Origin of the sequence: Caulobacter sp. KR2-114, from assembly GCF_049446115.1 — a bacterium.
Lineage (GTDB): Bacteria > Pseudomonadota > Alphaproteobacteria > Caulobacterales > Caulobacteraceae > Acaudatibacter.
In genome coordinates, this window is record NZ_JBMSEC010000003.1 from 60,198 (window position 1) to 83,328 (window position 23,131).

The following is a 23,131-nucleotide window of genomic DNA, read 5'->3' on the forward strand; positions in this document are numbered from 1 at the left end:
GCGCTGGCGGCTTGGTCGCCGGTGATCGTCGTCGAGCTGGGCGCCAATCGGATCAGCATCGGAGCGGGCGCGCCCGCGGACCTGGTGACGGCGGCGCTCAAGGCCCTGAAGTGATCCCCGTCCCGTCGGACGTCCGGATCTGGATCGCCACGGGCCAGACGGACATGCGCAAGGGCATGAACGGCCTGGCGCGGCTGATCCAGGAGCATCTGAGGCGCGATCCGCACGTGGGCGATGTCTACGTCTTCCGCGGGTGGCGGGGCGATCTGCGGAAGATCGTCTGGCATGACGGGGTTGGGCTGTCGCCTTATGCGAAGCGCCTGGACCGCGGCCAATTCGTCTGGCCCCCGACAGTGTCGGGGGCGGTGGCGCTGACGGCGGGCCAGCTGGGCTACATGCTGGAGGGGATCGATTGGCGCAACCTGCGACGGACATCTGCACCCGCGGTAGGTACACCGTCGCCGCGGTACTCACCGGATGGGTACATCCAAACTCTAAATTGTCCGGTCGATTCCTACCAGCACGGTCCGCAAAGGCCCGGCGCTAATCGCGCTTCTCGCGGGGGAGGCTAGGGCCGGGCTTCTTACAGGAATTAGAGAATTGGGTCAGTTGGGGTATTTGATCGGGATGCGCTTGGGGGTCAGTTGCGGCTTTCAAGTCGGACGATCTCATCTCCGACTACGCAAACCCTAACTACTCCGCCGCATATCCTCGCCGCCCCCTCGTCGCACAGCTGACTATTTAGTGCGAGATGATGGGAGTCATATCGAAATTCGCGATCGTCAACCCAAAAACTCATCCGCCCGTCCGCAGACCGCGGCGCTATGTCGTGCAAAACGCCCACCTTCGATTGACACTCGCCTTTCTCGGACGTTTCTACCAAGCGCTGCTTCTCCAAGGTCCATTTCAATCCCAAACTCACCAAGGCAATTCCCAATATAGCTGCTGGTAAGAGTGCGCGCGGCCACATTCCCTGAGCATTAGTCGAGCTACGCCTGGCTCGTAGCTTCCTTAGCGAAAACAGTGAAGCAGACAGCACAACCAAGCACAGTCCCGCGAATATTGCCCAACGCCCCCCGGATCCGCCCTCCCCGCCATAACTATAGACTACGCGCCACAAGCCGGCCTCCTATGGGATAAAATGGTGATCACCCAAGACAGGATCGTCCGGCTTGGGCCCCTCTCCAAAATCAACCGGTTCGCTGACCCATGTATTCGTCCGCCCGACAAATCCGCCCATACCAGGCCCAACACTTCCTACAGCACTCACTCCAGACTTGTTTGCGCTCACCGACCCGCCCCCAGCCGCTACGGATCCGGTGGCGGTCCAAGATAGTCCTTCCAGAGCATCTCGCGATGTTGCGGCGCCGCCATCCAGACTCACCCCCCCCAACATTGCACCGCCAATGCCTAGCGTCCCGTACGCCGAAACACATCTGTGGCCGTTGTTGCATGTGCCCATTGCTATACCAGCACCACCGGTGATTCCGCTCCCAGCGCCAAGATATGCACTAGCGCCGAACAAGGCCAAAGGGTTTCCATCATCTTTGTTTTTCTTTTTCTCGCCAGACCCCGATGGCGCACTATTTTGTTTCGCTTGCGGGGGCCCAGACGGCATCATCGCGCCGAGTTGATATCCTCCCTCAGCTGACTTCGAAGAGGGTTTCGCGCTTGGCTCCTTGTCGCCAGAGTTGTCGATGACAACAGTACAGCCAACGCTTTCGGTGTTCGCGATACGGGATCCTGTTGAGCACAAGCCGGTTGCATCAACTTGGTTGGCCGGATTCTCGCGAACATAGGCGTAGATGTTCAAATCCGAGCTATAACCGATGGGATCGGATTGAAGGAACCGCGCCGCCACCGGATCGTACACCCTAGCCTTGTAGTAGTAGAGCCCAGACGCTGGCAGGATGATCTGGCCGGTGTAACGGAAGCGCTCGCCGCTCCAACTATTGGGCTCACCGTAGGCACCATACGTGTAGGGTGTCACGGCATTGGCCGTGCTTGTGGCGATGATAGTCCCCTGGTTGTCAGCGTGTAGCCAACTGCGGTTGGCGGTGGTCGAGCCAGCATACCAAACGATCGGGTCGTCGGACCCCGCCCCATGCACGTAGCGCTGGACGATGGCGCCAGCGCTGTACTCCGCGACTAACTTGTCGCCGGAATAGACAAACTGTGTGGTCGTTGTGCTGCCCGAGACGGTGGACTGCTCCTGTTGCAACCGGCCCGTCGGATCGTAGGCATAGCTCACCGTGGTGGCTGCCGAACTGTTGGTTACCCCTGTCAGCTTGTTCTCCACGTCATACGCAAACTGGCGAGTCCCATCGTCCGTCTCGTTACCATTCAGGTCGTAGCCGTCGCTCAGCGCCGCGATCGTCGCATCCTGATTCAGACCGTTGGCTGTGCTCGATTTCGCCTGGTTCACGTAGCTGTCGAAGTCGAAAAGCGCATTGTTCGTCGGTCGCGATAGCAGTTGGTGCGCCGGGCTGTAGGTGAAGGTCCCGAAGCTGATGTTGTAGCTGCTGGTCGCGAACGCGTGCGCCAGGCTGGTCAGGTGGCTGGCGTCATAGGCCGCCGTCGCGCTGGAACTGTCGCCGAACGTCGTGGTGGTGCGCCGGCTCAGCGGGTCGTACTGGAACTGCGCCAGCAGCCCCGGCCCCGACGGGGCGCCATTCTCCTGCACCTGACTCACCCGGTTCAGGGCATCGTATTGGTAGGCGACATAGAAGCCGTCCCACCAAGTCATTCGCGACCGGTTTGACGACGAGTCATAGCCGTAGGTCATAGCCAGGCCATTGGTGGCCTCACTGGTCAGCCGACCGGCCGCATCGTTGTACTGGTAGACCACACCTTGGCTGCTCGCGTACAGAGCCGACGTCTTACGGCCCGCTGGGTCGTACAACGTAGCGACATCGATTCCCGTCAACGTCGGCGCGGTGACAGTTCCGTTGCTCGTACTGATACCGCAGCTGATCCCAGGGGCACTGGTCTCTCCGGGCGAAAGATACTTGTCCACCTCACGATTGAGGCTGTCGTAGCACCAGGAAATGTAGCGTTGGTCGCGCTTCCTGAGCGTGAGGCGATTGCCATTGGGGTCGTAGGTGTAGGCCTCATAGTCATTGGCGTCCGATTGGGCGCTTGATTGGCCGGTGTACCGCGTCGTCGACGGGAAATTGGTCTGGATCAGTCGATCGAAGCCGTCGTAGGCGTAGGTGGTCTTGTTGTTGTTGGCGTCCCAGATGAACTGGACCTGCCCGTCCGGCTCGTAGGCATAGGTGGCGTAGGTGATCTGGGTTCCGGCGACCCCATAGGCCCGCGTTTCCTGGATCATCTGGCCGGCGGCGTCGTAGCTGAGCTTGGTGATCCGATCCGGCCCATAGGCCGTGGAGGCAGGGCTCGACAGGGTGCAGGCATCCGGCAGCGATCCGTAGTTCGATGCGTTCGTGCGCACCGCAGTGCACAGTGGCCGGTCGTCACCATCGTAGCTCGTCTGCACGACGTTGCCGAGCGGGTCGGTCACCTGGGCCTTCTGGCTGGTCGGCGTGAACTGGATCGTCGTGGTTGCCCATGCCGTCGCATTGCCGGACGCGTCCAGCGCCGTGGCATGTTGTTCGGTGTCCGCCCGTCCATTGAGGTCATAGTGCCAGTGGCTGACCGCGAGCGACGTAGCCGTCGCGCCTCCATTGCGCCGCTGCTCATCGGTCTTGCGCCGCATCACGTCATACTGGGTCGTGGTTGCATAACCGCGGGGGTCGGTGACGGCCGTCACGTTGCCGACACCACCCCCCGTATCGATGTCGATCGAGAAGTTGGTGGTCAGGTTTAGGGCTGGGTTGGCACCCACCGCAGCCGCGCCCAGCGTCGTCCATTTCAGGTCGCCGTGCGTGTCGTAACCGTGCGTCGTCGTGACCCCCGTGGGATCGACTTCCTGGGTCACCTGGCCCGCACTATTGTACTGGTAGCTGTAGGTCGGGAACACGCAGTTCGAAGGGCAGCCCACCTCGGGCCGAACAGCCTGCTGCAGCATCGAGGCTCCATTGCCGGAGCCGTAGTAGCTGAGCGTCGTTGTGAAGTTGCGCGCATCCGTCAGCGTGGCGAGCTTGTTCCACACCGGATCGTAAGTCGCGTGGACGAAGATGTTGGGCGGGGTCGTCTGGTTCTGGATAGTCGCCGGCACCTTCGTCAGCTGGGTGACTTGGTCGATGGCATTGTAGGCGAACTGTTCCTGGTCGAGCAGGGGGAAGGTGCGCGACAGCACGCGGTGTCGCCCATCCATCGTCGTCGTAGTCATCCGGCCGATCTCGTCGATAGTCCGCGAGAAGCGACCGCCCTGCATGGTCTCGACAGCATACTGCCCGCCCATCGGGTCGTCCCACTCGCCGCGGTAGCCCGGCGCGATGAAGAACTGGTAGGGCGCGCGGACCGAGAGCCCCTTCTGGATCGAGACCGCGTCCTGGGCCGACATTATCCGGCCGATGGTGTCATAGGTGTAGGCGATTGCCGGCTGGCTGCTGTTCACCGGCTCATAGACGCTGGCCACCTGGCAGGATCCGACAGGGCGGACGGCGCCCGTGCCGAAGACCTGCGGGTTGAAGCCTACCTTGGTGGTCTCACCTGCCAGATTGGCCACGGAGAAGGTCTGCGCGGCCGTGCCGCACCAGGGAGAGGCTAGCGCCGGCAGGTTCAGCGTCCAGCCCAGGCTGGAGGTGACGCTGGTGGGAATGCCCGCTCCCTCTTCCACACCATAGGTTTGCACCCCGGCATAGTTCAGGGTGAGTTGTACACCGTACGGGAATTGCCACGTGTTCAGCCGGAAACCAGAGTTGTTCACGGGGAATGACAGCGCATAGTCCCAATATGTGGAAGGGCCTGGAGAGCCGTCTTGGCTTGCTGCGTCCTTGTTCGCGGCCGTCAAGCTTCCTTCCCAATAGGCATACTGGCGGCTGTCGCCGTTTAGGCCCTTCCAGGTGATGCCGACGGTGTTCATCCGCCACTGCCGCGTGCCGCTGAGCGTGTGAAGGCTGACACCGTAGGCAGTCAGACGGACAGGCGTTCGGACGCCTGTAACCGACACGGTGTCACCGCCACCTTGGGTCGGCAGATATGTTCCGTCCGCAAGTTTGACGAAGGCTTCGGAGCCTGAGCCGTGGCTGATCGTAACGACGTTGAAGAGCACCTGCCGGCCCCACCAGTCGGCGACTAACTCGCCGGTCACCTCACGCGTGATGGATGGCGACGCACTCCAGACATCTTGCATGGCCATGAAGGCGGCGATTGTCGGCGCCGTTGCTTCCACACGGCTTTGCCCCATGGCTTCGGACGCGGAGCTCGATGGATCGGCAGAGGATTGCCAGTTGCTTACAAAGCCGCTGTTGGGAACGTCGGCGTTCACGCCATCCCCCACGGGCGCCATCTTCAGGCCGGAACCCCGCAGCTCGACCTTTCGCTCCAGGCTATAGGGAAACTCACCCTGCCCGATCGATTCCAGAATGGGTGACGAGAAGCTTGGCTTGCCCGCCTTGAGATCCACAGCCAGTTTGGTGGAACGGTCCACGAACCGGTCCTTCAGGCTGTTGGACAGGGAACTGGCGTTGAACTGCGTCTGATCGGTCTGTGTGCCGCCGCCACCCTTTGTCGCGGCCCAAGGAGTTAGAACGACGTGAGCAATCTGCGTCGGATTGCCACTCGAGTCATAGAGGTTGGCGACAAAGGTGCCGCCGACCTGTGTTGAGTTGGTGATGAAGTGCAGGTAAGCGCCGCCTGTGCCAGGTTTGGTGTAGACGGTGCCGTTCCGGTAGCCTGGCCCCAACATGGCCTCGTTGGAGGCAACGACGTCGAAGCCTTGTGCTGTGTAGTTGCTGATAGCTTGGGCGAGGTGTGCCCTTGAATAGATGAACTCGCCGGAGTTAACGGCCATCTGATCGTTGGAGAAGATGCCGGTATACCCTGTAGAGCTGTTCTCCGAGACGATCACGGCGGACGCTGCGGAGGCGTTGGCGCTCGTGAAATCGTAGACCTTGCGGCTGCTGGTGTCTGGCGTTTCACCGATCTCCGGAGCGTTACCCCAGGCGAATCGTCTCGCCGTCGAAGCGGCGTCCGGTGTGTCCGTGAGCTGCTCGAAGACACTGCCCTCGAGCGCAGAGGCCGTCGCGGCGATCGCGTGCAAAGCGGCGCGACGCTTGCCAACGCTCGACGGGTCTGACGTACGAACCGTCAGGCCGAAAGCCGACTCCACGTCCAGCACAGCGGTCTGATCGCTGGTGACAAAGCCGCTCTGAGGTGGCGGTGGCACAGTACCGTATGACGTAGGATCGTAAGCATTGTACTCGCTGATGATCACGCCGATCGTATGCAGGTGCTGCATCCGCGCGTTGGCGAGTTCGGCATGGAGGTCCGCCGCCTGAGAGAACTGCGCCAGCCAAGTGGCGCCGGTCGTGCTCTTCTCAAGGTCCGCGCTAGGCGACGGCACGTAGACGGGAGCGTTGTCTGCGCCGCGATAGTAGTAGGTTTTCAAGAGGGCGGTATCGACACCGTTCTCTTCGCGCCATTTGGCAGAGAGTGCCTCCGAGGTCCTGCCCCAACCGTGGACGATGGTGGTAGGATAGAGAGTATCGGCCACCTTCACTGCGGTCGCGTCACCGTAGGTCCCCGGCAGCGTCCCCCCAGGCGCTATGGCGGCAAAGGGATGGTTTGCCACCAGGGTGAGGGTCTCGATGACGCCGCCGGTGTTCGTGTAGGTCGACGCCCAATGCTGGAGGGCTACGCCATCCAGCATGAAGGTTGGGTGGTACTCGTAGGGCGGATATGACCCAAGGCCGGTGTAGTTTCCGGTGTGTTGTGGACTGCTGGTCGAGACCTGTGTCGATTGGATCATCAGGCGCCGGCCATAGATCTCGTCGACGAAAAAGGTGCCGTCAAAGTCGGGCGGCGACGAGGTGTTAGGAACTGCCGTCATGCGCAAGGTCGTCCGGAATTGGTCCGGCACACCGGTGACATTGGCGGCACTCGGGACCGGCCAGGCCACAGGCGTGGAATAGGTCAGGTCCGAGGTGTTGAGATTGGCCTGTCCCCAACCGCCACTTGGCCGCGTCGCCAGTGGTTGGATGATGTGACCGCCGACCACGTCGGTCATGTCGGCGCCCTGCATGTCGGTCGCCTTCAACCGGGTCAACAGGTTCGATGCGTAGCCCTGCAGCGTCGAAGCGACCGCCGTCTGGTTGAAGCTTTTGTAGTAGGTTCCGCCGCTATCGCTGCCGCTCGCCGGTGCGGCCGCGCTCGCGACCGCCCCGCTGGAGAGGCCGGCAGTCGAGGCGAGGCTAGCGGTGATCCCGGCCTTGTGGGTGAACGGCTTATAGGAAGGGTCAAAGTAGACCGTCTGGCCATTGACCGTCGCCTGCACCCAAAGGTGCTGCACGGTGACCGTGGTGATAGTGGTTCCTAGGCCAGAGCAATCCGAAGGCGATGAACCGTTTATGGCGGCGGGGATACCGCCAGTGGCGAGAAAATTGCAGGCCGCAGTGGCGTCGCTGATGCCCGTCCAATTGTAGAAGGCAGTGCCGGAGAGCGTCAGGGTTCCGTATGCCAGGGTCGCCGCGTTGTTGTTGCTGGCGGACTCCCTGAGCAGCTCCACCATCAGGCTGGCTTGGTCAAAGGGGGTGCCCGAGCCGTCGATGATGACGCCCATGGCCCCTTTTTGCAGGCCGAACTGGAACTCGGTATCGACCGAGTTGCGGATATACTCGTAGATGAGATTGGGGTCGCCCTTCAGGGCTCGCGCCAGCTCCTTGACCTCTGGGGGCCGCGCGCCTGTGCAAAGCTGCGTCAGCGACGAATAGTTGGCGCAGATGCCGTTCGTGGAGGACGTGGCGGGCCCGTAGTAGCTCGGGTTCGGGGCGACGAGCGGCCCCTTCATGATCCGCACCGACGGCACGGGGCTCACCGGATTGGGGTCGGTCTGCGCTGCGACCCGCCTGCCAAGGCCGAGCGTCGCGACCGTTAGGGCCAAAGCTGCAAGCGCTCGCGTCCGAACCGTCAAGCTCATTCGCCAAAGCCCCCCGAATTATCGCGCTGGGACCGGTCACAACCGCAGCGCACACAACGTAGGGTCTAAGGCACAGCTTCGACGGGCGTCAATCGGGATTAAGGCGCCGCTCCACAGTAGGTTCGATCTCTCGCATCGCCGCCGATTTTTGGAATCACCTGTCAATTTTCCAACCATCAGTTGGGATGGAAAATCAAGATGCGAGTTTCTGTTGCGTCCGACTGACAATTGTCGATTGTGGCGGTCACGCTTGTTCGCAGGGGGGATGATGGCCAACGCCTCGAAGCGGGTCCTTTGGTCGGCCCTGGCCTTCTCGTTTGGGTTGGGTGCGGTGTTGACGAGTTCGCCCCTGCGCGCGGGGCCGCTGACCTATACCTATGACGCCCTGGGGCGCGTCACCAGCGCCACCTATCCGGACGGCCACACCGTCGCCTACAGCTACGACGCCGCCGGCAACCGCACGGCCTTCCAGGTCACCACCGGCGCGCCGACCGCCCATGACGTGGTTCAGACCGTCGCCGAGAATTCCACCAGCAACGCCATCTCGCTGAACATCACCGGGACGGCCGCGACGAGCGTCGCGACGCCAACCCCGCCGAGCCATGGCTCGGTGAGCATCAGCGGCACGTCGATCACCTACACCCCGACAGCGCTCTATTTCGGCAACGACGCCTTCACCTACACCGCCAGCAACGCGTCGGGGACTTCGGTGCCGGGGCTCGTCTCGCTGACCGTCTCCCCCACCGCCCCGGTCGCCGGCAACGTCAGCCAGACCGTCAACCAGAACTCGACCAGCAACGCCATCAGCCTGAACCTGACGGGCGCGACGGCGACCAGTGTCGCCACCCCGACCCTGCCCAGCCACGGGACCGTCAGCGTCAGCGGCCTCTCCATCAGCTATACCCCGACGGCGACGTATAGCGGCTCCGACAGCTTCACCTACACGGGCTCCAACGCCTACGGCACCTCGAGCCCAGCGACGGTGCTGCTTACAGTGGCGATGATCCCACCGGTCGCGGGCAACTTCAGCCAGAGCGTCAACGAGAATTCGTCCAACAACCCCATGTCACTGAGCATTACTGGCGGCACGGCAACCAACGTGACGACGCCGACCCTGCCTACCAACGGCGCGGTGAGCATCAGCGGAACCACGATCACCTACACACCGACCTCGGGCTATTCGGGGTCCGACAGCTTCACCTACACGGCAGGCAATGGCGCCGGGGCCACCGGTCCAGCGACAGCCTCCCTCACCGTCCTGGCTGGAACGCCGCCGACCGTCGGGGCGGTGAGCCAGAACATCAACTACAACGCCGCGGCCACTCCGATCACCCTCAGCATAACCGGCACGGCCACCAGCGTGGCCGTCGCCAGCGGGCCCAGCCACGGCAGCGCATCTGCGTCCGGAACCACGATCAGCTATACGCCGACGGCCAACTACTCGGGCACGGACAGCTTCACCTACACCGCCACCAACACCTACGGCACGTCGACGGCCGCGACCGCAACGATGAACGACGACCATCCGCCGGTGGCCAACGCCGACAGCATCAGTATCTACTACCTGAACACCCACAAGATTAACTACTGCCCGACCAGGACGGTCACGGTGACGACGAACGACACCGACGCCGATGGCGACACACTGACGATTTCGTCAGTAACACAAGGCGCCCATGGCACCGTGACCTACTCAGGCAACCAGGTCACCTACAGCTATTACAAGTGCATGACTTCCGGGACGGCCACAGATACCTTCACCTATACGATCACGGACGGCCGCGGCGGGTCCTCCACCGCCAGTGTCTCCGTCTCGATCGAAGTCGACCTTTCCGCATGAGGAATGCCCCTGCCATGCGAATTCGCAGCACTGCCGCCCCCGTCCTGGGCGCCGTAGCGATCATGAGCGCCTGGGTCTCCTGCGCCCAGGCCCAGTCGTGTCCTGCCGACCTCTCCAACTTGTTGGACCAGGTGCAGACCCCGGAGCTTCGGGATCTGGCTTCGACGCCGCTGGACACCATTATCAGCCGATCCGGCGGCATCGACCAGGCGATCAGCCTGACGCAAACGGCGGTCGATCATCTGACCACACTGCACGCAAATCCCGGTAACGCTACCGACCCGACGACGCTCGCCTACATCAACGAGGCTTATCTGGTGGAGACGGCGGAGCTTCACGCATTGCAGTGCCGGAAGAACGGCGGTTGACAGCAACGTCAACAGGCCGTCCGCCACCCTGGATGCGGTCACGGATTAACCAACACCTGTGAGTTCGATGCTCCAGTCCCTCGCCGGCGGTTAGACCAGGAGTCGCGCGAGCACCAATCGCAGCGACTCTCGCCTGTTCCCCCAGCCGAGTTCGCTGATGCTATAGGCCAGCGCCGCTCCCTCGACGGTTACGACGAACCCCCGGAAGCCCCGATTGCTGCTAGGCCCTGTGGCTTACGTCGTTGCCTAGGGTTTGAGCCAAACAGGTCGGTCAACTCGCAAAATTCGCCCAATCCCCGTCGTTCGGTAGGTAAGCCTCCGGGTTACGAACTTTGACAGGACCAGTGCGGACGAGATAGTGACTGAAGGCGTCCGCCAAAGCCCCAGGATCATCGTAAGGAACTGCTTGGGTTCACGATATTCCGCGCCTTCGGTGGCAGCGCCGGGAAGCCGAAGCAGGCGGCGCCGCGGTCCGGCTGATCGATCTCGATGTCCGCAAAATGCCAGTTGGCGGTTTCGCGGTGCGTCTGCCGGTATTTGTCCGGCCAGGTTGCGCGGCTCGCGAAATCCGGGGGCGTCAGCGGATCCGTATCGGCCGCCAGCAGCGCATCGACCCGCGCCTTGGCCGCCGGCGCCAGATGCCGGTAGGAGATCAGCGGTGACCTTGTGTCCAATGTTGCCTCAGGCGGCAGCGGGAGGGGCCGTCAGCGCGAGCAGCGCCGCGGTCAGGGTAGAACGAAACAGCCTTCGCATCGCAGAAAGGTAGCACACCCTGTGACGGCTGCAGGCAGTCCGCGCTGCGGTACAGTCGTGCGCCTTCGCGGCGCCGTGTGCGCTCGTGCTCTCCGGCCTCAATGACGCTGTGCTTACGGATGCACCGGAGCGCTGCGCCCGAGATGCCCAGTTATCGGACTGACCGGCGCCACTAATCCATGCCATTAAAAGTTCCCCAGCCAAAAATAAGTTGTTGATTCTAAAAGTGTATCATGAAAAATTGCATTTCCTAGTTCCCCAGCCAACGTCCCCTATCATTGACTCCCCCACAGGGTCGCACGGCCGCCGCCGTTGGGCGGTCGCGGTGAAGCGCCGAACGACCGCATGGCGTGGCGCGAATGCCGCAACGCTGACGAAAGTCCGATTCTTTGGAACCAACCCGAACCCCAAACGTCAGTGTCGCATAGCCGACGGTCGGTCTCGCCCGGTCGGCTCGGGGGACGCCATGACGTCGACGGTGACCATACTCGTGGTCGAAGATGAACCACTGATCCTGGACGTGTTGCAGGCGGTGCTCACGGACGGCGGCTATGAGGTGGTCAAGGCGCAGGACGGCGCAGCGGCCTTGGCGGTGATCGAGGCCGATGTGGCGAGGTTCCGCGCGATCATCACCGACGTGAGGCTGGGCTCCGGTCCCGACGGATGGGCCATCGCCGCCAGGGCCCGCGAAATCGCTCCCCACCTGCCCGTCGTCTACATGACCGGCGACAGCACGCACGAGTGGGCCTCGAAAGGCGTGCCGGGCAGCGTCGTGCTGAGCAAGCCGTTCGCGCCCGCGCAGCTGGTGACGACCGTTTCGACCCTTGTGACCGAAGCCGATCAGCACGCGCCGCCGGCGCCGGAGACCGGCAGCAACCTCTAGCGCGGCGTAGAGCTGCTTCTGACGCCCTGTTCGGTCCCCCCTGGCTGGCCGGCCTTGCGCCGGCCACACGCATGGTCTTTTTCGTTGCGAGTGCGTTTCATGCGGGCGCGCGGCGAGCTAGCGGACGACACGGGGGGACCAGGACGGAATGACGGGCGGCGCGGCAGACTTTCGGATGCTGGCCGAGCCCCCTGCGCCGCGCGCCGCCGCAGCGGTCTCGCGGCAAGCCTGATTCATGACCGCCGCCCCGCAGGACCAATCTCGCCCCCCCCGGACGACGCGCCGCACGCTCGTCGCCGCCGCCGTGATCCTGCTCGCCGTCCTGGCTATCCTTGTCGCGGGACGGACCCTGATCGCTCAGGCGCTTGCCACCAGCTGGCTGCAGTCGCTTGGCGTGGCGGCGCAGGTAGACGTGCGCAGCCTGACGCTGACCGGGGCGCAGGCGCGCCTGCGACTGGGCGCCCTTCCGGACGCGACCGTCGACGAGCTTGATGTGGGCTACGGGCTGGATGGCCCCTGGAACGGGCGCGACCTCGGGGTAACCGTTCGGTCGGTGCGGCTGGTGCGACCACGGCTGGCGCTGCGCTGGGACGGGCGTCAACTGAGCTACGGCGGCCTCACCCGCCTGGTGCAGGTGCTCAGCGCACGCCCGGCCAACCCCAATGTCCCGCCGCCGCGCGTGCTCGTCGAGGCCGGCCGGCTGGACCTGGCCACGCCCTACGGCGCCCTGGCGATCAGCGGCGACGGGTCGCTGGACGGCGGCGCCCTGACCAGCCTGCAGGCGACGCTGGCCCCCGCGCATCTCGCGTTCGGCGGCGCCAGCCTCGTCACGCCGGGCGGGCCGATCAGCCTTCGCCGGCAGGGCGCGACCCTGGCCCTGACCGCCCACGCGCCCGTGGAGATGACCGCGCGCGGCGCGCAGGTCGGCAGCGGACAACTGACCCTGACAGGCGCCCTGCCCTATCCGCGCGGCGGCGCGATCGCAGGGCCAGTGATGCTTGCCGCAGCCCTGACCGCCGACCGGCTGCAGCTGGGCGGCGGGACCCTGGTTCAGTCCGAAGGGCGGGTGCGGTTCGACGGCGCGGCGGACGGCCGGACGGTCACCGGCCGCGCCCGCGCCACCTTGACGGCGGCGGGGGCCCAGAGCGGCGAGGCGGCGGTCCGGGCCGCCTCGGTGAGCGTCGACGCCGACACCCTGACCTTTGCCTTCGGCCCCGGCGGGGTGAGCGTGGAAGGCCAGGGGCGGTTGACCTTCGCCGGGACGGACCTGCGTGGCCGCGGGCTTAGGGCCGCCGGCGTTTCGGCCGACGTCGGCCTCGCGCGGGCGCACTGGGTCTCCGGCGATCAGGGACGCTGGGACCTCGCCGGCCAGGGTCAGGCCAGGCTGACGGGCGCGGCCGGCGCCGGCTTCAGCTTCGCCGACCTGCGGCTGGGGGCGGCCGGCCGGGCGTCGCCCGCGGCGCTGGCCGTGACGCTCAGCGTCCGGGGACAGGGGTCAGCCGACGCGTCGACGGCGCGGCGCTACGCCGCCGCCCTGACCCCCGCCGACCCCGCCTACGCGGCCGCCCTGCAGCGTGCGGCGCGGGCGTTCGCGATCCAGGCGCCGGCGCTCGCCCTGACCGGCGCGCCAGGCCGTGCGCAGCTGACGGCGACCGCCCCGGTGCGGCTGACCAGCACCTCAGGCGCCGTCCTGACGGTGCATTCGACCGGCGGCCCGCTGCTGGTCGCCGCGGATGGCGCCGTCAACGGCGGCCTTGCGGCGGAACTGGGCGGCGGCGGCCTGCCCGCCCTGCGTCTGAGCGCGCCGGCCTGGCGCACCGACGGTGGGATCACCACCGCCCGGCTCACGGTGAGCGGGACGCTGAACCTGGGCCCCGTCGAGGCGGCGGCCCTGCAGAATGCGACGGGGGACCTGCGGCTCGGCGGCGGCGCCGCCCGGCTCATCCTGGCGGGCTGCACGCCCCTGGCGGCCCGGTCCGCCCGGTTCGGCGAGACGACGGCTGCCGGCCTGGCGGTCCGGCTCTGCCCGGCGCCCGCGCCCCTGGTCGAGGCCGGCGGCGGTCGCTGGCGCACGGCGGGCCGCTTCGAGGCCGCCCGCGGCGCACTGCCGTCGATGCAGCTCGATCTCAGCGGCGGCGGCGGGCGGTTCGACGTCGCGGGCGGCGCTCGCGGGGGGGCCGCCGGATCGTTCGACCTGGACACCGCGCGCCTGGCCGACACCACCGCCGAGCCCCGCTTCAACCCGCTGATCGCCAGGGGCGGCGCGGTGGTCGCTGGCAACCGCCTCACGGGCCGCTTCACCGCCGCCCAGCCTGCCTCCGGCCTCATCCTCGCCTCCATGACGGTGGAGCACGACCTGGCGCGCGGCGAGGGCCATGCGGTCGTGCAGAGCCACGGGTTGACCTTCAGCAAGGGCGGGCTGCAGCCCGGAGCGATCTCGCCGCTCGCCGCCATCGCCCGCGATACGCAGGGCGCCGTCGACTTCGACGGCCGCTTCGACTGGACCGCGGGGCGCATGACCAGCTCAGGCCGGCTGCGGACCGACGGCCTCGCCTTCTCCAGCCCCCTCGGCCAGGTGAAGGGGACCAGGGTCGACGTCCGCTTCACCAGCCTTGCGCCCCTGGTGACCGCGCCCGGCCAGAGCCTGACCGTGGCCAGCATCGACGGCGTCGTGCCGATGACCGATCTGTCCGCAGCCTTCACCCTCACCGCCGACGCCGCCAGCCTCGACAGCGCCAGCGCCCTGACGGCCAAGGGGCGCCTGTCGCTGGAGCCGATGCGTCTGGCCTTCGCCGGCGACGGAACGGTCCGCGGCGCCGTGCTGCTCGACCACGTCGACCTGGGCGAGCTGCTCGCCAGCTCCAGCCTGGCCGACAGCGTCAAGATGCAGATGGTGGTGGTCGGCCGCCTGCCGTTCGAGGCCAGGCCGCCGAAGCTGAGCTTCCTGCAAGGCCACATCTCGGCCGTGCAGCCGGGCCGAATCTCGATCTCCCGCGCCGCGCTGTCCGGCGTCAACACCGGCGCCCCCGGCTCGTCCACCGGGGCGGCCGTCAATGCGGTGCAGGACCTGGCCTATGACGCCCTGGAGAACCTCGCCTTCGACACCCTGGAGGCCGACGTCGCCAGCCGGCCGGGCGGGCGGCTGGGCCTGATCTTCCGCATCAAGGGCCGCTACGACCCGCCGGTGAAACAGGGCGCTTCCTTCCCCATCGCCGACCTGCTGAACGGCACGGCCTTCCAGAAGAAGATCCCGCTGCCGTCCGAAACGCCGATCAACCTCAACCTCGACACCTCGCTGAACTTCGACGAGCTGATGCAGGCCCTGACCGACATCTGGAAGCGGGATGAGCGCAAGGCCCGCAATTCAGCTGCGGTTCAGACGCCGGCCGGCTAATGTTTCTGGAACGAGAGGAATCCCATCCCATGCCCCTGCGCCGTCTCACCCTCGCCATCGCCGGCGCCGCGTCGCTGGCGGCCTGCGCGCCGACGGTGCACGTGAAGGTCGACCCGATCACGATCAACGCCAACCTCACCGCCGACGTGCGGATCCGCCTGGACAAGGAAGTCCAGACGTTGATCCAGCAAAACCCGAACCTCTTCTAGGACCGGTCGCCATGATGATCCTCCGCAAGACCTTCCTCGCCGCGGCCCTGGGCCTCAGCTTCGCCGCCACCGTTCCGGCCGGCGCGGTTCTGGCGCAGGGCGACGTCGCCGCCGCCAAGTCCGTTGTGGACGCCGCCAAGGCCAAGGGCATCGTCGGGGAACAGGGCGATGGCCTGCTGGGCTTCGTCTCCGCCTCGAACGACACCCAGCTGAACGCAGCCGTCGCCACCATCAACGCCGGCCGGACTGAGGCCTACAAGGCCGTCGCCGCCAAGACCGGCGTCTCCGAGGTCAACGCCGCCCAGGCCGCGGCCCAGCAGGTGATCAGCCGCCTGCCCGCCGGCTATTACTACCGGCCGATCGACGGCGGCTGGACCCGCAAATAGTCGCCTGAAGACGCCCTGAGGCCTGATCGGCGGGGTCGGGGCTCACGCCGCGAAGGCATAGAGCAGTTGCGCCGTTCATTCCCCTGGAAGGTATTGCCGCAGCCAGGTCATGCGCTCCTGATTGGCGGCGGTGTCGCACTTCAGCCGCGCCGTCTCGCGATCCATTGGATCGGTCGAGGCGCCGGCGGCCTGCACGCTGCAATTGGCGGCCTTCGCCGCGATCCAGGCGCGCTGATCGTTGAGGATCTGGGCGCGGGTGTCGGGACTGATCGCCTTCCAGGCCGCGCCAATGGTCTGCTGGGAGAGCTTGTTGTCCGCCTGCGCCTGCTGCAGCGCCGCCTCCGAAACCTGCCGCTGGGCCTCGGCCTGAGCCTGCTGCGCCTGTTGCTGGGCCGCCGCCTGCCCCTCGATGCTGGTCTTGAGCAGAGCCGAGGTCACCGTCTCCGACAGGAAGGACACGGAAGGCCCCAGGGCGTCGGATTCGGCAAAGACACTCTGCCGATCGTCGGTCGGCTGGACGGCGTAGTCGAGCTGGAAGGTGAAGGCGTCCGCGCTGCGTTGGATGTTGGCCCCTTCGGCGAGGGTGTCGAGATTGCTGGCGTTCGTCAGGGATCGCGCCTGTTCGGCGTCCTGCAGGATGTTGAGCGGCACGACCACCTTCACGCTGCCGGTGCAGAAGCGCTTGGTGCTGTTGGGGTCCATCTTGGTGGTGCGGATCTGGTCGATGGTGATCTTCAGAAGCGCAACGGTCGCCCTGACATTGGCCGGCGACACCGCATAGCTCCCGTCCGGTCGCTTGACGCCGTTGATCGCGGCCTTCTCGACCTCCTGGCTGATCAGGCCCTGAGTGACCGAGATGGCGCCCGGCGAGGTACAGGTGGTCTCCTCGCGCGGGGTCAGCTTTGAACAGCCGCCGAGCGCGGCCAGCGCCGCCGCGACCAACACCAACCACCGCATCCGCCCGCCCCCAGACCTCGATCCGCGCTCCGTTCAACATAAGCGCGGCCCTGGCTGCGGCTCAAGCGGTGGTTGCCTGGCCCCGAACTGCGCTGACCCTTCCGTCGATGAGGGTCGCGACGACCCGGCCGGCATCCGGCGCCGCCAGGACGTCGACCAGCGGCGCGTCGAGCAGGCAGAGGTCCGCCCTCGCCCCGACGTCCACCCTTCGCTCGGCGCCGCCCGGGTCGGCGACGTCGCCCAGGTAGAGGCCCAGCGCGCGCCGCGCCGGCACGCGTTCGCCCTTGCCCACCACGGCGCCGGCGCGGGTTCGCCGCTCAGCCGCCGCACGCAGCCCCAGCCAGGGGTCGGGATCGGCGTAGGGCGCGTCGGAGCTGGCGGCCACGGGGACCCCGGCGGCCACCAGGCTGGCGATGCGATAGAGGTCGTCCTGTTCGGCGGGATCCACCTCGGCGCGGTACCGGTCGCCGCGCTCGAACACGAACGCCGGCTGGGTGACCACCGTCAGGCCGAGCCGCCGCAGTTCGCCGATGGCGCCCGCGGCGATCACGCCGCCATGCTCGATGCGATCGCCCGGCGCGGCGCCGGCGTCGTCGAGGGCGGCCAGCATCACCGCCAGCTCGGCGGCGGTGACGCAATGCGCGGCCACGGGGCGGCCGAGGCGCCGCGCCAGGGCAATCCGCCCGGCGAGCGCCTGCGGCGTCGGCAGGTCGCGATCGTCCAGCAGGATCTTCAACGGTCCGACCGCGAAGGCGCCGTCCTCGGCCGCCGCCAGGGGCCCGCCGCTCATCAGCATCAGCCGCTGCGGCAGAGCGCCCGTGCGGTGCGCGTCGGCCAGCAGCCGCGCGGCGGTCTCGTCGGTGGTGACGCTGGCGTCGGTGACGCCGGTCACACCCAGGGCGGCCAGCCGCGCGCCAAGCGGCCCCAGCGGCGGCGGGACGGCGCTCAGTCGCGCCCGCAGCCAGGCGTCGGCGCGCCAGAGCCGGCCGGTGGGGGCGCCATCCGGGCCCCGCTCCACCGCCTCGGGCAGGTCGTCGCCCAGCCGCTGCAGCGCGGCGCTGTTGAGGACCCATAGCGCGCCGGTCTGGTCCTGCACGCGCGCGGGATGGCCGGGCGCCAGGCGATCGAGGACGGCGCGGTCCAGCGGTCCGTGGTGGTGCTCGTGCCAGCCGGTCGCCCGCAGCCACTGTCCCGGCGGCCGCTCGGCGGCCCAGGCCGCCAGCCGGCGAGCAAAGGCGTCCGCCCCCCGCACCTCGTCCAGCGCCAGGGATTCGGCGCGGGCGGCGGTGGCCAGCAGATGGATATGGTGGTCGATCAGGCCGGGGATCAGCGCCCCGCCCCTGGCGTCGAGGCTGTCCTCCGGGCCCCTCAACGCCGGTCCGATCTCTACGATGCGGCCGCCGGCCAGGCGCACGTCCAGCCCGGCGCGGCCCTCGACCTCGGCGTTGCGGATCAGCAGACGGCTCATGCGCCGGCCCTGGCGGCCGCCATCGTCGCCGCGACCCCGGCGGCGGTCCGCGTCATGGCCGCGTCCACCAGCAGCCCGCCGCCGGCCCGCAGCGCCGCGAAGGCGCCGGCGGCGGCGGCAAGGCCGGTCAGGGGATCGGCCAGGGCGTCGCCGATGAACCGGGGTTCGCCCCGCGAGGTCCACCGCACCAGGCCGCCCGCCGCCGCCGCATCATCGCCGAAGGCCACGCGGTCGGAAGCCTCGCCGGTCCAGCCGTAGCCGCTGATCGCCACCCAGACGAGGCCTGGATTGCGGGCGAAGATCGCCGCAGGGGAGAGCCCCAGCTGCTCGAAGGCGCGCGGCCGGGCGGATGTGATCAGCACGTCGGCGGCGTCGATCATCGCCGACAGGCGCGCGACGTCGGCCGGGTCCGTGAAATCCAGGGCGGCGAGGCGCTTTTCGCCGTTCAGCCGGCGGAAGAAGCCGGGCGCCGAGTCCGCCATCACGTCCGGGCGGCGATGGCTCTCCAGCTTGGTCACGGCGAACCCCGCCTGCGCCAGCAGGGCGCCGCACAGCGGGCCGGCCCAGAGGCCGGAGAGGTCCAGCACCTGCGCGCCGCCGCCCCGTCCGGCAGCGCCGGGCGCGAAGCGGACCAGCGGCGGCAGCGGGCTCGCCGCCCTCACCTCGCCCACCGCGGCGATCGGCAGGCCCAGCAGCCGCGCCTGGTCGATCAGCGCCTGCCGCGGCGTATGCGCGGCGATGGCGCCGATCGCGCGCCACGGATCGCCGGAGACGGTCGCGCACAGCCAGGCGGGGACGTCGGCGAGATCGCTGGCCCGCGGCAGGTTGACGGCGATCCAGCCGTCGGCGGCGCGCACCAGGCGGCAGCTGCGGTTGGGCGACCACAGGCCGGGCGGCCTGAGCTCCAGCGCGTCGCGGCGGTCGGCGACGGCGGCCGGGTCCACGGTCACGGGCCGCCCGACCTCGGCGCTGGCCTGGCGAACGGCGGCGGCAAGCTCGGCGAAGGCGGCGGTTAGCGTCGTCACGCCAGGCCCTCGACCGCATCGACCAGCCCCCACGTCCGCGCGGTCCCGGCGTCGATATCCCAGCCGGTCAGGGCCATGAAGGCCGTGCGATGCCGGCCGATGCGGCGGGGGATCGAGGCCGTGCCGCCGGCCCCGGGGATCAGGCCCATGCCCACCTCCGGCAGGCGGAACGCCGCGTCCGCCGTCGCCACGATGCGCCCGGCGGCGGCGGGGATCTCGATGCCGGCGCCGATGCAGGCGCCCTGCGCGCGCACGGTCAGCCGGGGGCCCAGCCGGTGCGCCAGGGCCGTGGCCGAGCGCAGCAGGCGGATGGCGTGCGCCTGGCCGGGATCGGCGGCCGAGCCGAACTCGTCCAGATCGCCGCCGGCGCAGAACGACGGCCCCTCGCCGCTCAGCACCACCGGCGCTGCGTCGGGATCGTCGAGGGCGAAGGCCAGGGCCTCAGCCAGGGCGTCGCGCATGCGGGCGTCGACGGCGTTGCGGGCCGCGGCCCGGGTCAGGCGGATGGACAGGCGCCCATCGTCCCGGCGCTGGGTCGCCACGCGCGGCGCGACATCACGCGGGCGGCCGCGCGGCGGGTGGGCGGCGCGCCAGGCGCGGAACCCCTCGCTGGCCAGCAGCATGGAATAGGCCAGCGACTCCTGCGCCAGGGCCTCGTCGAACGACAGCTTCAGGCTGGCGCGCAGCCCCTGGCAGGCCACCGCGGCGGCCACGGGCTGGGCCTCGACCATCGCCTGGATCACCTGCGCCGCCGCCTCCAGCCGGCCAGCCGGCAACCCGACCCAGGGCGCGGCCGCCGCCGGATCGGCGCTCAGCAGGACGTCGAACCTCTCTTTGTCGACCGCGGGCGCAGTGGCGGCGCGGCTGACGCCCAGCCGCACGACGCCCATGGAAACGATCGGGGCGACACCGCCGTCGTCGAGATCGATCACCTGCAGGCCCAGGCCGCCGGCCTCGACGATGTCGCTGAGCGGACCCGGCGGCGGGGGCGACACCCCGCTCAGACCTTCTCCGGCGCCGCCCGGGAGAGCTCCTGCTTCAGCACGCGGCGCAGCAGCTTGCCGGTGTCGTTGTAGGGCAGCTCGGCGCGGAACTCCCAGGTCTCCGGCGTCTTGGTCGAGCGCAGGGAGGCCTTCACCCAGGCGCCGAGGGCGTCGGTCGTGGGCTGGCCGTCCTTGGCGACAATGACTGCGGCGACCTTTTCGCCCCACTGGTCGTCGGGCAGGCCGAACACCGCGACGTCGGCCACGTTGGGATGGCGGCGCAGAACGTCCTCGATCTCGCCGGGGGAGATGTTTTCCCCCCCGCGCACAATCACGTCGTCGAGCCGGCCCTCGACGAACAGATAGCCGTCGTCGTCCATCCAGCCGGCATCGTTGGTGGCGAACCAGCCGTCGTCGGCGATCACCTTGCGATGCAGGTATTCGCCGGCGATCTGCTCGCCGCGCACATGCACCTCGCCGGAGACGTTCGGCCCGACGACCTTGCCCTCGGGATCGCGGATCTCCAGCTCCAGCGACGGCAGCGGCCGGCCGACGGAGCCCAGCCGGCGGCGCACCTTGGGGTCGTCCGAGGCGATCGCGGCGCGGTGGTCGTCGGCGCCCAGCACGGCGATGGTCGAGCTGGTCTCGGTCAGGCCGTAGGCGTTGACGAAGTCCACGTGCGGCATCAGCGCCAGGGCGCGTTCGATCACCGACTGCGGCATGCGCCCGCCGCCGTAGGACAGCGCCTTGAGGTGCGGCAGCGTCTCGCCCCGCTGCTCGAGCACCGTCAGCACCCGGCCGAGCATCGTCGGCACCAGCATGGCGTGGGTGATCTTCTCGGCCACCGCCATGTCGATCCAGGCCTCCGGCGTGAAGGCCGGCAGGTAGCAGGTGCGCCGGCCGCCATAGATGCCGGTCAGGGCCGCGGCGACCCCGGCGATGTGGTAGGGCGGCACGCTGACCAGGGCGGCCTCGTCCTCCTCGGCGTTCATGAACTCCACGGTGGAGACCACGTAGGAGGCCAGGTGCCGGTGGCGCAGGACCGCGGCCTTGGGCTCGCCGGTGGTGCCGCTGGTGAACAGCAGCACGGCGATGTCGCGGTCGATGTCCAGCCCCTCGGCGGCGCGCAGGGCCGGGTCGGCGCAGATCGCCTCGAAGCGCGAGCGGGCGACGATCTCGACGCCCTCCACACCCTCCACCCGGGGCAGCATGTCGTCGTCGACGATGGCCACGGCCGGCGCGGTGCGGGCCAGCAGCTTGCGCAGCTCCGCGTCGGCCAGCCGGTAGTTCAGCGGCGTGAACGGGCGGGCGCTCTCGCCGGCGGCGAACAGGGCGGCCGGGAGGACCTCGCCGTTCAGGCCGACGAACACCAGCTTGTCGCCGCCACGGCCGGTCAGCCAGGCCCCGGCGGCGCGGGCGCGCAGCGCCAGTTCCTCATAGCTGAGCCCGCCGTCCAGCGGGCCCACGGCGATCCGCTCGGGAAAGGTCCCGGCGGCCATCTCCAGCAGGAGGGCGGTATGCATGGGCGGTCAGTCGGACGAGGGAAGCGCCTTGGCTTCCTTCAGCGCCAGCGGCTTGCCGTTCAGCGCCAGCGAGCCCTGTCCGGCCTTGCTGACCAGCAGTTCCAGGCCGGTGTCCGGATCGGCGTAGCGCTTGCCGGTGGCGACGCCGCCGTCCTGGCCGGCCGCCGGGCTGAGGCCCGCGGGACGCTCGGCCGCGAACGCCAGCATCGGCTGGCCGCCGCACTCCAGGGAAACGGCTTCCTTCGGCGGGCGCACCACCACCACCTCGGCGCTGCACACCGCGCTCTTCCAACGGGATCCGGGCTTCAAATCCATCGCGTCAAAATCCTCCACGCCGGGCCGGCGGCATCGGCCAGCCCTTGAAATGCCGCCACAGTCGGGGGCAAGGGCCGGCCCGTCAAGCGCCAGGACGCGTGAGCCGCGGCCCGCGGATCAGCGCCCGGCGAACACCGGCGAGCGCTTCTCCACGAAGGCCTGGGAGGCGTTCTTGTGGTCCTCGGTCATCATGGTGCGCACCATGTGCAGCGCCTCCAGGTCCAGCACCTCCGACAGGGTGGCGTGGGCGGCGGCGTTCAGGTTGCGCTTCATGTAGCCCACCGCGACCGTCGGCAGGCCGGCGAGGTAGCGGGCATAGTCGCCGGCCACCCGGTCCAGCTCCGACGCCGGCACGGACTTGTTGACGATGCCGAGCCGCAGGGCTTCCTCGCCGTTGATCACGTCGGCGGTGAAATACAGCTCACGCACCTTCGCCGCCCCGACCAGGTGGGTCAGGAAGTACGAGCCGCCATAGTCGCCGGCGAGGCCGATCTTGGAGAAGGCCGTGGTCAGCTTGGCGGTGTCGACGGTGATGCGCAGGTCGCACGCCAGGGCCAGCGAGAAGCCGGCGCCAGCCGCCGGGCCGGGGATCACCGCCAGGGTGGGCTTGGGCATCTCGTGGATCTTCTTGACCACCTCCATGCCCCGGCGCAGCCCGGCGACCCGCTGCTCCATGCTGGGGCCATTGCCGGCGCCCACGCCCGCCCCGCGGCCGGTGTCCGCCGCGAAGCCCTTGACGTCGCCGCCGGCGCAGAACGCGCCGCCCGCGCCCGTCAGAACCACGCAGCGCACCGCCGGGTCGTAGCTCAGCCGGTCGATGGCCTCGGACAGGGCGGCCTGCATCTCGCCGGTCAGCGCGTTGCGGGCCTCCGGCCGGTTCATGGTCAGGGTGGCGACCCCGTCGGCGAAGCTCTCCAGCAGATGGTCGGTCATGGCCGTTTCTCCCGTTCTTGTGTCGCGACAGTGGGTCGCCGCCTGCGGCGAGT

Annotated in this window: 16 protein-coding genes; 7 read left to right on the forward strand and 9 right to left on the reverse strand. The window is 68.1% G+C overall.

The window, feature by feature from the left end:
* Positions 1-110 precede the first annotated feature (110 nt).
* Positions 111-572, forward strand: coding sequence for an IS66 family insertion sequence element accessory protein TnpB (gene tnpB, locus ACO2Q3_RS12680; protein ID WP_423306990.1), 462 nt, complete (start codon positions 111-113; stop codon positions 570-572).
* Between the two features lie 557 nt (positions 573-1,129).
* Here the strand turns inward: tnpB and ACO2Q3_RS12685 are convergent.
* The gene (locus ACO2Q3_RS12685; protein WP_423306991.1) at positions 1,130-8,041 is read right to left on the reverse strand and encodes an RHS repeat-associated core domain-containing protein; all 6,912 of its coding nucleotides are present in this window, start codon (positions 8,039-8,041) and stop codon (positions 1,130-1,132) included.
* A 334-nt stretch (positions 8,042-8,375) separates the two neighbouring features.
* Here ACO2Q3_RS12685 and ACO2Q3_RS12690 point away from each other — a divergent pair, with 334 nt between their 5' ends.
* Complete coding sequence (locus ACO2Q3_RS12690) at positions 8,376-9,881, forward strand: Ig-like domain-containing protein (RefSeq protein ID WP_423306992.1); 1,506 nt, start codon at positions 8,376-8,378, stop codon at positions 9,879-9,881.
* A gap of 62 nt (positions 9,882-9,943) precedes the next feature.
* The gene (locus ACO2Q3_RS12695) at positions 9,944-10,249 is read left to right on the forward strand and encodes a hypothetical protein (RefSeq protein WP_423306993.1); all 306 of its coding nucleotides are present in this window, start codon (positions 9,944-9,946) and stop codon (positions 10,247-10,249) included.
* Between the two features lie 389 nt (positions 10,250-10,638).
* Here the strand turns inward: ACO2Q3_RS12695 and ACO2Q3_RS12700 are convergent, their stop codons facing one another.
* Positions 10,639-10,923: a S1/P1 nuclease gene (locus ACO2Q3_RS12700; RefSeq protein WP_423306994.1), complete on the reverse strand. Its 285-nt coding sequence runs from the start codon at positions 10,921-10,923 to the stop codon at positions 10,639-10,641.
* Positions 10,924-11,468: 545 nt separating this feature from the next.
* Between ACO2Q3_RS12700 and ACO2Q3_RS12705 the strand changes: the two genes are divergently transcribed.
* From ACO2Q3_RS12705 to ACO2Q3_RS12720, 4 genes are all read left to right on the forward strand, one after another.
* A complete protein-coding gene (locus tag ACO2Q3_RS12705) occupies positions 11,469-11,885 on the forward strand; it encodes a response regulator (protein ID WP_423306995.1) in 417 nt (138 codons plus the stop codon).
* A gap of 235 nt (positions 11,886-12,120) precedes the next feature.
* Complete coding sequence (locus ACO2Q3_RS12710; RefSeq protein ID WP_423306996.1) at positions 12,121-15,279, forward strand: intermembrane phospholipid transport protein YdbH family protein; 3,159 nt, start codon at positions 12,121-12,123, stop codon at positions 15,277-15,279.
* A 29-nt stretch (positions 15,280-15,308) separates the two neighbouring features.
* Positions 15,309-15,488: a YnbE family lipoprotein gene (locus ACO2Q3_RS12715; protein WP_423306997.1), complete on the forward strand. Its 180-nt coding sequence runs from the start codon at positions 15,309-15,311 to the stop codon at positions 15,486-15,488.
* A gap of 11 nt (positions 15,489-15,499) precedes the next feature.
* Positions 15,500-15,874 carry a YdbL family protein gene (locus ACO2Q3_RS12720; RefSeq protein ID WP_423306998.1) on the forward strand — a complete coding sequence of 125 codons (375 nt, stop codon included), beginning with the start codon at positions 15,500-15,502 and terminating at the stop codon, positions 15,872-15,874.
* A 75-nt stretch (positions 15,875-15,949) separates the two neighbouring features.
* Here ACO2Q3_RS12720 and ACO2Q3_RS12725 read toward each other — a convergent pair whose 3' ends face one another.
* From ACO2Q3_RS12725 to ACO2Q3_RS12755, 7 genes are all read right to left on the reverse strand, one after another.
* On the reverse strand, positions 15,950-16,831 hold the full coding sequence (locus ACO2Q3_RS12725; RefSeq protein ID WP_423306999.1) for a lysozyme inhibitor LprI family protein: 882 nt from the start codon (positions 16,829-16,831) through the stop codon (positions 15,950-15,952).
* A gap of 61 nt (positions 16,832-16,892) precedes the next feature.
* Positions 16,893-18,299, reverse strand: coding sequence for an amidohydrolase family protein (locus ACO2Q3_RS12730; protein ID WP_423307000.1), 1,407 nt, complete (start codon positions 18,297-18,299; stop codon positions 16,893-16,895).
* Complete coding sequence (locus ACO2Q3_RS12735; protein ID WP_423307001.1) at positions 18,296-19,324, reverse strand: CoA transferase; 1,029 nt, start codon at positions 19,322-19,324, stop codon at positions 18,296-18,298. The genes ACO2Q3_RS12730 and ACO2Q3_RS12735 overlap by 4 nt, the downstream gene beginning before the upstream one ends.
* Positions 19,321-20,319, reverse strand: coding sequence for an enoyl-CoA hydratase/isomerase family protein (locus tag ACO2Q3_RS12740; protein ID WP_423307002.1), 999 nt, complete (start codon positions 20,317-20,319; stop codon positions 19,321-19,323). The genes ACO2Q3_RS12735 and ACO2Q3_RS12740 overlap by 4 nt, the downstream gene beginning before the upstream one ends.
* Positions 20,320-20,324: 5 nt before the next feature.
* Positions 20,325-21,830: a class I adenylate-forming enzyme family protein gene (locus ACO2Q3_RS12745; RefSeq protein ID WP_423307003.1), complete on the reverse strand. Its 1,506-nt coding sequence runs from the start codon at positions 21,828-21,830 to the stop codon at positions 20,325-20,327.
* A 6-nt stretch (positions 21,831-21,836) separates the two neighbouring features.
* Positions 21,837-22,145, reverse strand: coding sequence for a hypothetical protein (locus ACO2Q3_RS12750; RefSeq protein WP_423307004.1), 309 nt, complete (start codon positions 22,143-22,145; stop codon positions 21,837-21,839).
* A 117-nt stretch (positions 22,146-22,262) separates the two neighbouring features.
* Positions 22,263-23,078 (reverse strand): enoyl-CoA hydratase, encoded by an 816-nt coding sequence (locus ACO2Q3_RS12755; protein WP_423307005.1) that lies wholly within the window; start codon positions 23,076-23,078, stop codon positions 22,263-22,265.
* Positions 23,079-23,131: the final 53 nt, after the last annotated feature.